The sequence below is a fragment of the Rhodococcus sp. NS-SX18 genome (genome assembly GCF_057367935.1).
Genome location: NZ_CM170633.1, coordinates 3408968 through 3421840, shown reverse-complemented (window position 1 = coordinate 3421840; position 12873 = coordinate 3408968). Strand labels below are relative to the sequence as shown.

Here is a 12873-nt window from a genome sequence, read left to right as displayed (position 1 = left end):
TCAGCGGCGCGGCGCGTTGCGCCGGGCCGTGAACGCCTGGGCGATCAGGGGCAGCTGCAGAGGCAGCCGGGCCACCGCGATCGCCTTCGCGGCCGGGGAGAGCCGCTCGCTTCGCAGCCATGTCACGGCCATCTGCACGTTGGCGGGGAACACCGCCACCAGTAGTGCCGCGGCCAACGCCCCGCCGAGCCGGCGGGTCCGCGGAATCGCAAGTGCCGTCCCCACGGTCAGCTCGGCGACTCCGGATGCGTACGTGTAGGTCCGCGGCGAACCCGGCAGCGCTGTCGGCACGATCCGGTCGAAGGGTCGAGGGGAGGCGAAATGCGCGGTGCCCGCGCCGAGGAGGAGCGCGGACAGCCGCAGCGCCGCGCGCTGGGACGGGTGTGTGGACATGCGCGCCACACTAGCGGCCGACGCGTAGGCTGCGAGCCGATGTCAGCAACGAGAACGTCGGTGACCGCATCGACGGAGCCGAGAACACCGCGGGAGCGCCGCCATGCCGGGTAGGTTACGGGGCCGCTTCAGCCGTTCCGACGTGCTCACCGAACGCCCGGACTTCGCACTGGTGGGCATCCTGCGGGTGCCGCAGTTGCAGACCAGTCCGAGCCGGGCCATCACCCGCCGCGTCGGATATGCGGTGGCAGCACTGGCGTTCGCCGTGCTGGTGGTCTATCTGGACCGGGACGGCTATCGCGACGCCCAGGGTGATGCGCTGTCGCTGCTGGACTGCGTCTACTACGCAACCGTCTCGCTGTCGACCACCGGGTACGGTGACATCACCCCGATCACTCCCGAGGCGAGACTGATCAACGTTCTGGTCATCACGCCGCTACGGATTTTCTTCCTCATCGTCCTGGTCGGTACGACGCTCTCGGCACTGACCGAGAGTTCCCGTCAGGCGTTCAAGATTCAGCGTTGGAGGCGCCGCGTGCGTAATCACACCGTCGTCGTCGGATACGGCACCAAGGGCCGCACCGCCGTGGATGCGATGCTGGGCGACGGGGTTCCGCCGTCGGAGATCGTCGTCGTCGACACGGATCCGGTGGTACTCGAAACCGCCGCGGGACAAGGCCTGGTGACCGTGCAGGGTTCGGCGACGAAGTCGGATGTGCTGCGCCTGGCCGGGGTTCAGCATGCGGCCGCGATCATCGTCGCCGCCAACCGGGACGACACCGCGGTGCTCGTCACCCTCAGCGCACGCGAGATCGCTCCGAGGGCGAAGATCGTCGCGGCCATCCGCGAATCGGAGAACACGCATCTGCTGCGTCAATCGGGCGCGGACTCGGTGGTCATCTCGTCGGAGACTGCGGGCCGGTTGCTCGGCATCGCCACCACGACGCCGAGCGTTGTGGAGATGATCGAGGATCTGCTCACCCCGGAGGCGGGATTCGCGATCGCCGAACGCGACGTCGAACCGAACGAAGTGGGCGGCTCGCCCCGCCACCTGTCCGACATCGTGCTCGGCGTCGTGCGCGACGGCCGCCTGCTGCGCGTGGGGTCCCCCGAGGTCGACGCCGTGGAGGCGGACGACAAGCTGCTCTACATCCGGCGGGTGTCGGGCTGAGCCCGCGCCGCCGCTAGGGTGCAGTCGTGAGCCGTTTCCAGCTGTCCGACACCCCCTTGCTCTCCCGTGCGGTCGTCGACCGCGCCGAGGAACTGCGGGGCGACGCCGCGGCCCTGCACGACGGTTGGTCCCGGGCCCAACTGCTCCGGGTCGATCGTCGCGGGCAGGTACCGGTGGACGGCGACGCCTTGGTGTTCGCCGCGGCGGTGGAGCTGGGACCCGAGCCGGTTCCCGGCGCGGTGTTCCTCGGTGTGCGCGGCGACCGGCACGTGTGGGCGGTCCGGGTGCTCGCGCAGACCGGAACGGTCGCCGATCTGCGCCGGGTCGGGGAGCGGCTCGACGACGCCGACGCGGGTCTGATGGTGACCGCGGTGGCCCTGCTCAACTGGCACGACAGCGCGGGCTTCAGTTCACTGGACGGAGCGCCGACCGAGCCGACCCTGTCCGGCTGGTCGAGGATCAGCACCAGCACCGGTCACGAGGAGTTCCCGCGTACCGACCCGGCAATCATCTGTCTCGTGCACGACGGCGCGGACCGGGTCCTGCTGGCGCGACAGCCGGTGTGGCCGGAGCGACGGTTCTCCGTGCTCGCCGGGTTCGTCGAGGCGGGGGAGTCGCTCGAGTCCTGCGTCGTGCGGGAGATCCGCGAGGAGGTCGGCGTCGAGGTGCGAGACGTGCGGTACCTCGGTAGCCAGCCGTGGCCGTTCCCGCGGTCGGTGATGATCGGGTTCTCCGCCGTCGCCGATCCGGAGCATCCGCTGGCCTTCCTCGACGGGGAGATCGCCGAGGCCCGCTGGTTCAGCCGCGACGAGGTGGGGGCCGCGCTCGCGCTCGGCGACTGGGCTTCCCCGGCCGACGCCCCGTTGTTGCTGCCGGGATCGATCTCGATCGCCCGGGGCATGCTGGAGGGCTGGGTCCGGGGGACCTGAACCGGTCAGGACCCCGGCCTCGGCAGGCCGGTGAGCACGGTCTCGACGAGGTGATCGGTGTATTCGTAGGTCAGCGGACCGGAGCGCAGCAGCCAGCGCTGGGCGACGGGGGCGAAGAGGGTGTCGACGACGGCGTCGAGATCCACATCGGGGGACAGCTGACCCTGTCGCTGCGCCGCGCGCAGCCGCTCCTTCTTCATCTGCCGCGTCGGCTCGTCGAGACGACGGGAGTATTCGGCGGCCAGGGACTCGTCCTCGAGTACGGCGACGGTCAGCGCGCGCAACGGCCGTTCGAACCGGGGATCGTTCAGTTCGTCGACGGTGGCGCGCAGCACCGCCCTCATGTCGGCGACGAGATCGCCCGTGTTCGGTAGGCCCTGCGGGTCCTCCGGTTCGCCGCCCACGTTTGCGTTGAGGTAGGCGTCGAGCAGCACCGATCCTTTCGACGACCACCACCGGTAGATGGTCTGTTTCCCGACGCCGGCTCGGGTAGCGATCGCCTCGATGCTCGACTTGCTGTAGCCCACTTCACCGACCAACTCCACCGCGGCGGTCAGGATCGCTGTCCGGGCGGCGTCGCTGCGGCGGGTGCTTCTCGGCGGCATGGAGCACAGCATAGCCATAACGAGACGAGACGGACCGTCTTGACTAGGGGGAACGAGGGTCGCATACTCACATGACGAGACGATCCGTCTCGTCTAGATTTGAGGAGGCGCCGGCATGGTCGAGCAGCGGATATGGCTGGTCACGGGGGCAAGCCGAGGGCTTGGCCGAGCGTTCACCCGGGAGGCGCTCACCGCAGGAGACCGGGTGGCCGCCCTTGCCCGCACCGCAACCGCCGTGCCCGAGTTCCGGGACGACGAGCGGGTGCTCACCGTCGACGTCGACGTGACCGACCGGTCGGCGGTGGTCGCGGCGGTCGATCGGGTTGTCGACCACTTCGGGCGCCTCGATGTCGTCGTCAACAACGCCGGGACGATGTGGACGGGCTTCGTCGAGGAGTTCACCGAGGAGCAGGCACGCGCTCAGATGGAGACCAACTTCTTCGGAGCGCTGTGGGTCACGCAGGCGGTGTTGCCGGCGCTACGCCGGCGCCGGGGCCGGCTGCTGCAGATCTCCAGTATTGCGGGGATCGCGGCATTTCCCACCACCGGGTTGTACAGCGCGAGCAAGTTCGCACTGGAAGGACTGAGCGAGGCGGTCGCTGCCGAGGCCGCACACTTCGGGGTCGCCGTGACGATCGTCGAACCCGGCGGATACTGGACGGACCTGTACAAGGACATGCCCGCCACTGCTCCGCTCGACGACTATGCGGCGCTGCGCGCCGAGATGGCAGCGACGTCGGCCGCCGGCGGCGTCGACAGCGAGCCGGCGCTCGCCGCGGCCGCGGTCCGGGCAGCCGTGGACAGCGACGCCCCGCCGAGACGGTTGATCCTCGGCAGCGTCGTCTACGACGCCGCGGTCGGACTCGCGCAGGACCGCATCCGGGACTGGGCGGCATGGGAGAAGGTCAGCCGGGCAGCCGAACACGCCGTGCCGGCCCCGCCGGGATACACCACCTGAGCTCCTCGGTGCTCCCGGCGGATGCGGTGCCGTCGGCTAGAGACCGAGCGCCTGCTTGACCGCGGACAGCGGGGGATTGGTCGCGGTGCTGCCGTCGGCGTACTGGACGGTGGGAACGACGTGGTTTCCGTTGTTGACGCTGCCGACGAACTCGGCGGCCGCCGGGTCGGCTTCGATGTCGATCTCGGCGTAGCCGATGCCGTGCTCGTCGAGCTGGAGCTTGAGGCGACGGCAGTAGCCGCACCAGTCGGTGGTGTAGAGCGTCAGGGCAGGAGCGTCGGTCGTAGTCACGGTGCGCACAACAACCACCGTCTGCGCGCTGTTCCGTCCCCCAGCGAAATGTGTTCTCCGCCACAGGCGGTGTGGGCCGGATGCCTGTCACCACGTCCTGCCATGATGGAGGCCATGCGCGCAGAGACATCGGTGGAGGGGCTCGATCCCCAGCAGGCCGCGGCGGTCCTCGCGCCGCGGGGCCCGGTGTGTGTCCTCGCAGGCGCAGGTACCGGGAAGACCCGGACGATCACCCGCCGCATCGCGCACCTGGTGTCCCACGGGCACGTCGCGGCCGGCCAGGTCCTCGCAGTCACGTTCACCGCGCGCGCCGCCGGAGAGATGCGCGGTCGTCTGCGCGAACTCGGCGTGGGCGGCACGGGCCCGCAGGTGCAGGCGCGCACCTTCCACGCCGCCGCTCTGCGGCAGCTGCGCTACTTCTGGCCGCAGGTGGTCGGCGACACGCCGTGGCAACTGCTCGACCGCAAGTTCGCGGTCGTCTCCCAGGCCGCGCACCGGGCCGGGTTCGCCACCGACACCGACACCGTGCGCGACCTGCTCTCGGAGATCGAGTGGGCCAAAGGATCGCTCGTCGCGCCGGAGGACTATCCGGCCGTGGTGGCCCGCGCCCGGCGGGAACCTCCCGCCGACGCTGGGCGGGTCGCCGCCGTCTACGCCGGCTACGAGTCGCTCAAGGTGCGCGACGACGGCATCTACCTCGATTTCGACGACCTGCTGCTGCACACGGCCGCCGCGCTCGAGGAGCACACCGCCGTCGCCGAGGAGTTCCGCGACCGCTACCGCTGTTTCGTCGTCGACGAGTACCAGGACGTCACGCCCCTGCAGCAGCGAGTGCTCGACGCGTGGCTCGGCGACCGCGACGACCTCACCGTCGTCGGTGACGCGAACCAGACGATCTACTCGTTCACCGGTGCCACCCCGCAGTACCTTCTCGACTTCTCCCGCCGGTTCCCGGACGCGACCGTGGTCCGGCTCGAACGTGACTACCGTTCCACCCCGCAGGTCGTGTCCCTTGCCAACCGGGTCATCGGCGCGGCGCGCGGGCGCATCGCCGGGACCCGGCTCCAGCTCGTCGGCCAGCGCCCGCCCGGACCGGAGCCGGCGTTCGCCGAGTACGACGACGAACCCGCCGAGGCGCGGGCCGTCGCCAAGGCGATCGCCGAACTGCTGGGTTCGGGGGTACCGGCCGCCGAGATCGCCGTGCTCTACCGCATCAACGCTCAGTCCGAGGCCTACGAGCAGGCGTTCACCGAAGCCGGTATCCCGTACCAGGTCCGCGGCGGCGAGGGCTTCTTCACCCGGGCAGAGGTGCGGCAGGCGGTCGGGGCGCTGCGTCAGGCGCAGGCCCGAGACGACCTGCCCGAGGGCGCCGATCGCGGCGCCGCCCTGGTCACGCTGGTGCGGGCGGTGCTCGCCCCGCTCGGGCTGAGCGACACCGAACCTGCCGGTGCGCAGGCGCGTGAACGCTGGGAATCGCTGCGGGCGCTCGTGCAGCTCACCGAGGAACTCCTCGGGCACGAGCCCGACCTCGATCTCGACGGCCTGCTGCGCGACCTCGCGGCGCGGGCGGAGGCGCGGCACCCACCGACGGTGCAGGGCGTCACACTTGCGTCGCTGCACGCGGCCAAAGGCCTGGAATGGGACGCAGTCTTCCTCGTCGGGCTCACCGACGGGACACTGCCCATCGTGCACGTCGTCGGTGACAGCTCCACACCGCCCGACGAAGCCGGGATCGAGGAGGAGCGCCGACTGCTGTACGTCGGGGTGACCCGCGCCCGCGTGCACCTGCACCTGTCGTGGGCGCTCTCGCGCACCGAGGGCGGTCGCCGGTCGCGGCGGCGATCACGGTTCCTGCACGGTCTGATCCCCGACGATTCGCCGGCCTCCCGGATTGCGGCTCCCGCGTCGCCGAAGCGGAAGCGGCCGCAGTGCCGCGTGTGCGGCAAGCCCCTCATGGGATCGTCCGCGACCATGCTCGGACGCTGCGAGGGTTGCCCGTCGAACCTGGACGAATCGCTGCTGGTGGCCTTGAAGGACTGGCGCCGGGAGCGGTCCAAGGAGATGAAGGTCCCCGCGTACGTGGTGTTCAGCGACAACACGCTCATCGCGATCGCCGAGCAGCGGCCGGGCGACGACCGCGCCCTCGTCGCCATCCCCGGTATCGGGGCGAAGAAACTCGAGCAGTTCGGAGCGGACGTGCTCGCTGTCGTGCGTGGGGAACGCGCGGCCGACACCCTCGATTTGTAGCGGTTCCACGGATGCGGCAAAACCGCAGGTAGAAAATGGGTTGTGCGATCGACGGCCGAGTTTCTAGGCTGGAGGTCGATGTCACGGGAAAGGCCCGTGCGCGGACGACGTCAGGAGGTGGCCCCGATGCTCGGCTTCGATGCAGCTGCAGTGGTGGTCGCCGCCCCCGTCGCCGGCGCCCCCGTCGCCGCCGGTGCGTGCACTCCGCGCGTCGCCCGCGTGCGCGCAGCCGCCCTTTCGTCCGTGTCCCGAAGCCACCGAGGTCAGCCCCGGTAATCTTCGATTCGCCTTCCGGCCACGGACACCGCCCAGCGGACCGTGGCCTTCTTCGTCTTCTGCCCGGTTCGCCCCTCGCATCCGAACCAGACAAAGGAGACATCCATCGTGCAAACCGCAACGCTCGACGTCGACCGAACGACGCGCGTGCGCGAGTTGCCCTGCCGCGGCGACGACCCGGATCTGTGGTTCGCCGAATCACCGGCCGAGTTGGAGCGGGCCAAGACGCTGTGCGGCCGGTGCCCGATCCGAGCCCACTGCCTCGCCGCGGCACTCGACCGAGCCGAGCCGTGGGGTGTGTGGGGCGGCGAGATCTTCGAACGGGGCGTCGTCGTCGCCCGCAAGCGCCCGCGGGGGCGTCCCCGCAAGGAACTCGTGTGCGCCTGACCGGGTTGCCGGGACGTCAGTCCACCGGGTCGGTGAATCCCGGCAGCCACTCCGACAGGATCCGCATGTAGGGGGCGTGCGCATCCAGCTGGGCGCAGATGCCGACCGAGCCGAGGAGTACGCGGACGATGTTCGCGTACTCCGGCGGCAGGTTCAATGCCCGCGCGGTCCGGAAGTTGGATCCGGAGAAGTCGGTGGCGGTGCCCGCCGCCTTCTGCAGCCAGGCCCGGGTGAAGTGGAAGGACTCCGTGTGGATCGGGTCGGTGAACGGGCGCAGGTAGTCCGCGATCTCCTGCTCGGTGACCTCCCTGCCCGGCAGGACGAACCGGTTCTCGTAGAGCAGAGTGGTCAGCTCGTCGAAGCGTTCTTCGAGGGCCAGCCGCACCATCCGGCCCAGCACCGGTGGCAACCCGTTCGGCATCGCGGCCGTGGCACCGAAGTCGATGACGCCGAGCCGGCCGTCGTCGAGCAGCATGAAATTGCCCGGATGGGGGTCGCAGTGCAGCAGTCCCACCTGCGCCGGGGAGGCGAAGTGGAATTCGGCCAGCAGCGCGCCGGCCCGGTTGCGCTGCTCGCGGGTACCCTCCGCGATGATCGTGGAAAGCGGTGTCGCCGTCAGCCATTCGGTGACGAAGACCTTCGGGGAACTGGCGACCACCCGCGGCACGACGAACCGAGGATCGTCGCTGAACACTCTGGCGAAGGCCCGCTGATTGTCGGCCTCGATCCGGTAGTCGAGCTCCTCCTCGGTGCGGGCGGTCAGCTCGTCGAGCACCGCCCGCACGTCCGTGCCCGGCATCACCGTCGCGAACAGACCCGCGAACCGCGACAGGGTGCGCAGATCGGCGCGCAGTGCCTCGTCGGCACCCGGGTACTGGACCTTCACCGCGACCTCGCGGCCGTCCGCCCACGTCGCCCGGTGGACCTGTCCGATGCTCGCCGAGGCGGTGGGAACGTCGTCGAACGAGGCGAAGCGTTCCCGCCAGCCGGCGCCGAGCTGCTGATCGAGGACACGGTGGACCGTCTTGGCAGGCAGCGGCGGAGCGGCCGACTGCAACTTCGTCAGCGCCTCCCGGTACGGTTCGGCGAACTCCTCCGGTACCGCGGCTTCCATCACGCTCAGTGCCTGGCCGACCTTCATGGCTCCGCCCTTGAGCTCTCCGAGCACCGTGAACAGCTGCTCGGCCGCCTTCGCCGCGAGCTCCGCATCGATCTCCTCGCGGTCCCCGCCGGCCAGACGCCGGCCGAACCCCACCGCGGCACGACCGGCGATCCCGAGGGGGATGCTGGCGAGCTTGGCGGTGCGGGAACTGCTTCTACGGGGGATTTCGGCCACGCCCCCCATCATGCCTGACGCCGTCCTCCCGGCGCGGGGCGCCGGGGGCGACCCCGCTTCACGCGGGCGGGGCTGCGCACCCACACTCCGGGTGCCGGTACCAGCGCCGCGACGCGAGCCGATGACTGCGCAGGTCCACCTCGAGGGTCCGGTCCAGTGTCGCGGGCGCCGCGGTCGTGAGAATCGCGTCGAGCTCACCGAGGGCGAGAGCCGCGGTCGCCAGCACCGCCGGGGGCTCCGCACAGCCGACGCGGTCGCACAGTTGAGCCGCGAGCTGCGGCCAGTGCGGGTCGAGGTCGGTGCGGGTGAGATCTGCGCATCGCAGACAGCTCGTGCGACCCGGGACGACGAACGGCCCGACGATGCCACGGCCGTCGCGCAGCAGCACGGGCAGGTGCGGCACGCGGTGCCGCATCAGCTCCCGGACGAGCCGGGGGTCGGGGACCAGTGCGTCGGCGAGGAGCACGCACTGCACGTCCCATCGGGCCACGTCACTGTCGCCGGTGTAGGCGGCGGACCTGCTCAGCCGGGTGCCTGAGACCGTCAGGTGGGCGACCAGCGTATCCGCCAGGGGGCCGCGCCCGTGCACCCGCACCCGAGGAGCCACCGGTACGGTCCCGTCCGGATCCCGGACCGCGCCGACGGTGGTCAATTCGTCGAGCAGGACGGTGACGGCATCGTCCGCGAGCCCGGCCCGCGCGGCGCGGACCAGAATCTCCGCACGCGACGAACGTCCGTCGAGCAGGTTCAGCACCGTCGACAGGCCGAATGCGTCGAGGTCTTTGCCGGGCGAGAGGACTGCGGCGGTGTCGGGACCCCACCCGAGCTGGACCGAGCCGTCCGGGCGGCGGAGCACTTCGAGGGCAGGATCGAGCGCCGGTCCGGGCTGGTGCGTGGCCGTGGTCATGCCCGCCAGTCTGCGGCAACCCGGACCGCGCCCCGGGGTGCTCGAGGCCGGTTGTCCACAGGGAAGAACCGGGATCTACCTGCGCCGAAGCGTGCTCAGGCGGATTCGTCGGGATCGGTGGACTCGCCGGAGTCGCCCTTCTCCCGCTCGGCGCGTTCGCGTGCCTCGGTCTCGCGCAGCTGCGCGATCGGATCGTCGAACGTGGTCGTTTCGCCGCCGATGATCCGATCGAGGAAGGCGGCCGGGTTGTCCAGGTCCGCCGAGTCCGGCAGCAGGTCCGGATGGGCCCACACCTTGTCCCGTGCCTCCGTCCCGGCATCGGCGGTGAGGCGGCGCCACAGGGCGGCGGCCTCGCGCAGTTTCCGCGGCCGCAGCTCGAGACCGACGAGTGTGGCGAAGGTCTGCTCGGCGGGGCCACCGCTCGCGCGGCGGCGGCGCAGGGTCTCGCTCAACGCGGCCACCCCGGGCAGCCGGTCGCCGAGGGCATCGGCGACCACGGTCTCGACCCAGCCCTCGACGAGGGCGAGCAACGTCTCGAGGCGCTCGAGGGCCTGCTTCTGCTCAGGGGTGGTCTGCGGCTCGAACGCCGCGCCCTTGAGCAGTTCCTCGATCTTCGACGGGTCCGTCAGCGCCGTGGGGTCGATGCCCTGGGCGAGGTCCTCGATCGCGGAGAAGTCCATCCGGATGCCGCGCGCGTAGTCCTCGACCGTGGACAGCAGGCGCGATCGCAGCCACGGCACATGGCTGTAGAGCCGCTGGTGTGCGGCCTCTCGCGCGGCGAGGAAGACGAGAACTTCCTGTGCCGGCTGCTCGAGCCCCTCACCGAAGGCATCGATCGCGGCGGGCATCAACGCCGCGGTGCCCGCAGGACCGAGGGGAAGACCGATGTCGGTCGAGGTCAGGACCTCTTTGGCCAGCTGTCCGAGCGCCTGGCCGAGCTGGGATCCGAACGCCAGGCCTCCCATCTGGGAGAACATCCCGAGCATCGGCCCGGCCATCGTCCGGGCCTCTTCCGGCAGACCCTGGACCCACATGCCGTTGACCTGCTCGGCCACGGGATCGCACAGCCGTTTCCACGTCTCGAGCGTGTTGTCGAGCCAGTCCACGGGCGTCCAGGCGACGGTGCGGGTCGCGCCGGCGGGCAACGTGGTCGCGCCGTCGAGCCACAGCTCTGCCAGGTGCGCGGCGTCCCGGACGGCGTCCGCCGACCCGGACGAGACCGGCGTGATGGAGCCGATCTGCTGGCGGGCGAGCTTGGCGGCCACCTCGTAGTTGACGGGTCCCGAACCGCCGGACCCCATTGCGCTGCCCATGCCGCTGAGCATCTGACCGAACTGCGTCAGCATCTGACCGAGCGCTGCCGGGTCGAAGCCCTGCGCTCCGAACGGGTTGTCGCCACCCGCCCCGAACGGGGCACCGCCTGCGCCGGGCACACCGAACCCGAAGGGAAACCCGCCGGGGGTGCCGCCCTGGGACCCGCCCCCTGCCGCGCCGGCACCCTCGGCACCGGATCCCTCGGCGCCGGAACCGGAATCCTTCCTGCGGTCCGGGTCGTCGTCGGGATTCGAGAATCCGAAAGGCGTGTCGCTCATGCCGTCAACGGTACAAGGCCCACCGCGCAGCGGTGGCCCCCGCGATCACGCTGACCGCGAACACCGCCGCTCCGGATACCCTGGCCGGGTGAATCGACGGCTCGTGACGATCCTGGCGGTGCTGTTCCCCGCGCTGCTGCTGGTGACGGTGGCGCTGAATGTGAAGGTGCCCTACGTGGCGCTCGGTCCCGGCCCGACGTTCGACACCCTCGGCGAGATCGACGGCAAGGCGGTCGTCGCCATCGAGGGCACCGACACCGACCCGACCACCGGCGAGCTCGTGATGACCACGGTCGGTGTCAGCGACCGGCTGACCGTGGCGCAGGCCCTCACGGCGTGGCTCGGCAGCCGGTACGGAATCGCCCCGCGCGAGCAGATCTACCCGCCCACCGCCACCCGGGAACAGGTCAAGGAGGCGGACGCCGCACAGTTCGAGCAGTCCGAACGCAGCGCGGAACTCGCCGCCCTGCACCATCTCGACCTGCCCGTCGTCCTGCGTGTCGCCCGGGTCGGCGAGTCCGGTCCCTCCGCCGGGGTGCTGCGCGAGGACGACCGGCTCGTCACTGTCGACGGGGAGCCGGTGACCACCGCCGGCAGCGTGCAGCGCGCCGTCGCCGCCGTCGCCCCCGGTACGCCGGTCGACGTCGGGATCGTGCGGGACGGTGTCGAGCAGACCGTCACGGTGACCGTGGGCGCCCGCCCCGACGATCCGGAGGAGGGTTTCCTCGGCATCAGCCCTGAGGAGGTGCCGGACGTGCCGTTCGACGTGACGTTCAACCTCGCCGATGTCGGCGGGCCGTCGGCGGGGCTGATCTTCAGCCTCGCGGTGGTCGACAAGCTCAGTCCCGGCGAACTCAGCGGCGGCGCCGTCGTCGCGGGGACCGGCACCATCGATTCCGACGGGGCCGTCGGCCCGATCGGCGGCATCACCCACAAGCTCGTCGCGGCGTCGGAGGACGGCGCCACGGTGTTCCTCGTGCCCGCCGACAACTGCGCGGAGGCGCGCAGCGCTGCTCCCGACGGGATGCGGCTGGTCGAGGTCGAAACCCTCGAGGGTGCGATCGGTGCGCTCGGCTCGCTCGCCGACGGGGGCGACGCGCCGAGCTGCGAGTAGACGCGGGACGGGCGCTAGTCGTCGCCCGGTTCGAGGGTCGCGTACAGCGCGGCTACCACGTTGGGGGCGAGGTTGTCGTAGGTCCGCAGTTCGATCCCGGCGAACGGGTCGTCCTCGTCGGTGGGCCGCAACTGCAGTAGCGACAGCGACGGACCGTCCCGCAGCACCGCCGCGATCAGTCGCGCATCGCGCCGTTCCGGATGGCCGTGCGCCGCGACGCGGGCGGCCTCGTCGGCGGCGTGCGGATCCGCCAGCAACGGGACCAGCGCGTCGTCGAGATCCGACTCCGCGCTCGGCGGCAGCACCACGATCTCCTGCACCAGGGCACAGCCGGCGACGGACTCGGGCCAGCTGGTGGTGGCGAGGAACTCGTCGAGGGCGGGACTGCCGCCCTCGACGTCCTCCGGGAAGGCGTCCTGCTCCACCGGGGTGTACTCGTGGCCCGCGTCGAGCTGGTCGAGCAGCGTCGGTTCCGACGCCGCCAGCAGGGCCGTCGGCACCAGCGCGAACATCTGTGGTGGCTGTCCCCAGCCACCGGCGTCGACGAAGTCGACGATCTCACCGACGCACCGGCGCAGGGCGTCTTCGGACGGGACGGGATGACTGTCGCTCACGGGCATATCCTTGCACCGTCGCCCGGTCTCGTCGCCGCCGCGGCGTGGTGGCG

13 protein-coding genes are annotated in these 12873 nt (G+C 71.0%); 6 read left to right on the top strand and 7 right to left on the bottom strand.

The annotated features are described in order from the left end of the window. The gene (locus AC2IPW_RS15820; RefSeq protein ID WP_289377643.1) at nt 1-393 is read right to left on the bottom strand and encodes a DoxX family protein; all 393 of its coding nucleotides are present in this window, start codon (nt 391-393) and stop codon (nt 1-3) included. A 103-nt stretch (nt 394-496) separates the two neighbouring features. Between AC2IPW_RS15820 and AC2IPW_RS15815 the strand changes: the two genes are divergently transcribed. Both AC2IPW_RS15815 and nudC read left to right on the top strand, forming a co-directional pair. Next, on the top strand, nt 497-1564 hold the full coding sequence (locus tag AC2IPW_RS15815; RefSeq protein ID WP_289377642.1) for a potassium channel family protein: 1068 nt from the start codon (nt 497-499) through the stop codon (nt 1562-1564). A gap of 26 nt (nt 1565-1590) precedes the next feature. Continuing rightward, nucleotides 1591-2493, top strand: a complete 903-nt coding sequence (gene nudC / locus AC2IPW_RS15810; protein ID WP_289377641.1) for an NAD(+) diphosphatase — start codon at nt 1591-1593, stop codon at nt 2491-2493. Between the two features lie 5 nt (nt 2494-2498). Here the strand turns inward: nudC and AC2IPW_RS15805 are convergent, their stop codons facing one another. Further along, entirely contained in the window at nt 2499-3110 is a 612-nt protein-coding gene (locus tag AC2IPW_RS15805; protein ID WP_054375065.1) for a TetR/AcrR family transcriptional regulator, read from the bottom strand. Between the two features lie 103 nt (nt 3111-3213). Here AC2IPW_RS15805 and AC2IPW_RS15800 point away from each other — a divergent pair, with 103 nt between their 5' ends. After that, complete coding sequence (locus tag AC2IPW_RS15800) at nt 3214-4056, top strand: SDR family NAD(P)-dependent oxidoreductase (protein WP_486375169.1); 843 nt, start codon at nt 3214-3216, stop codon at nt 4054-4056. 36 nt (nt 4057-4092) lie between these two features. Here the strand turns inward: AC2IPW_RS15800 and AC2IPW_RS15795 are convergent, their stop codons facing one another. Continuing rightward, a complete protein-coding gene (locus AC2IPW_RS15795; RefSeq protein ID WP_040782890.1) occupies nt 4093-4347 on the bottom strand; it encodes a mycoredoxin in 255 nt (84 codons plus the stop codon). 102 nt (nt 4348-4449) lie between these two features. On the opposite strand from AC2IPW_RS15795, the gene AC2IPW_RS15790 reads away from it, so the two are divergent. Then, the gene (locus AC2IPW_RS15790) at nt 4450-6594 is read left to right on the top strand and encodes an ATP-dependent DNA helicase UvrD2 (RefSeq protein WP_486375168.1); all 2145 of its coding nucleotides are present in this window, start codon (nt 4450-4452) and stop codon (nt 6592-6594) included. 384 nt (nt 6595-6978) lie between these two features. Next, complete coding sequence (locus AC2IPW_RS15785) at nt 6979-7257, top strand: WhiB family transcriptional regulator (RefSeq protein WP_003937333.1); 279 nt, start codon at nt 6979-6981, stop codon at nt 7255-7257. 16 nt (nt 7258-7273) lie between these two features. Here AC2IPW_RS15785 and AC2IPW_RS15780 read toward each other — a convergent pair whose 3' ends face one another. From AC2IPW_RS15780 to AC2IPW_RS15770, 3 genes are all read right to left on the bottom strand, one after another. After that, complete coding sequence (locus AC2IPW_RS15780; protein ID WP_003937332.1) at nt 7274-8605, bottom strand: ABC1 kinase family protein; 1332 nt, start codon at nt 8603-8605, stop codon at nt 7274-7276. A 46-nt stretch (nt 8606-8651) separates the two neighbouring features. Next, nucleotides 8652-9500 carry a hypothetical protein gene (locus tag AC2IPW_RS15775; RefSeq protein WP_486375167.1) on the bottom strand — a complete coding sequence of 283 codons (849 nt, stop codon included), beginning with the start codon at nt 9498-9500 and terminating at the stop codon, nt 8652-8654. A 95-nt stretch (nt 9501-9595) separates the two neighbouring features. After that, entirely contained in the window at nt 9596-11092 is a 1497-nt protein-coding gene (locus tag AC2IPW_RS15770; RefSeq protein ID WP_486375166.1) for a zinc-dependent metalloprotease, read from the bottom strand. Between the two features lie 88 nt (nt 11093-11180). Between AC2IPW_RS15770 and AC2IPW_RS15765 the strand changes: the two genes are divergently transcribed. Then, entirely contained in the window at nt 11181-12206 is a 1026-nt protein-coding gene (locus AC2IPW_RS15765; RefSeq protein ID WP_040782872.1) for a YlbL family protein, read from the top strand. A gap of 14 nt (nt 12207-12220) precedes the next feature. Here AC2IPW_RS15765 and AC2IPW_RS15760 read toward each other — a convergent pair whose 3' ends face one another. Next, entirely contained in the window at nt 12221-12826 is a 606-nt protein-coding gene (locus tag AC2IPW_RS15760; protein WP_040782869.1) for a PPA1309 family protein, read from the bottom strand. Nucleotides 12827-12873: the final 47 nt, after the last annotated feature.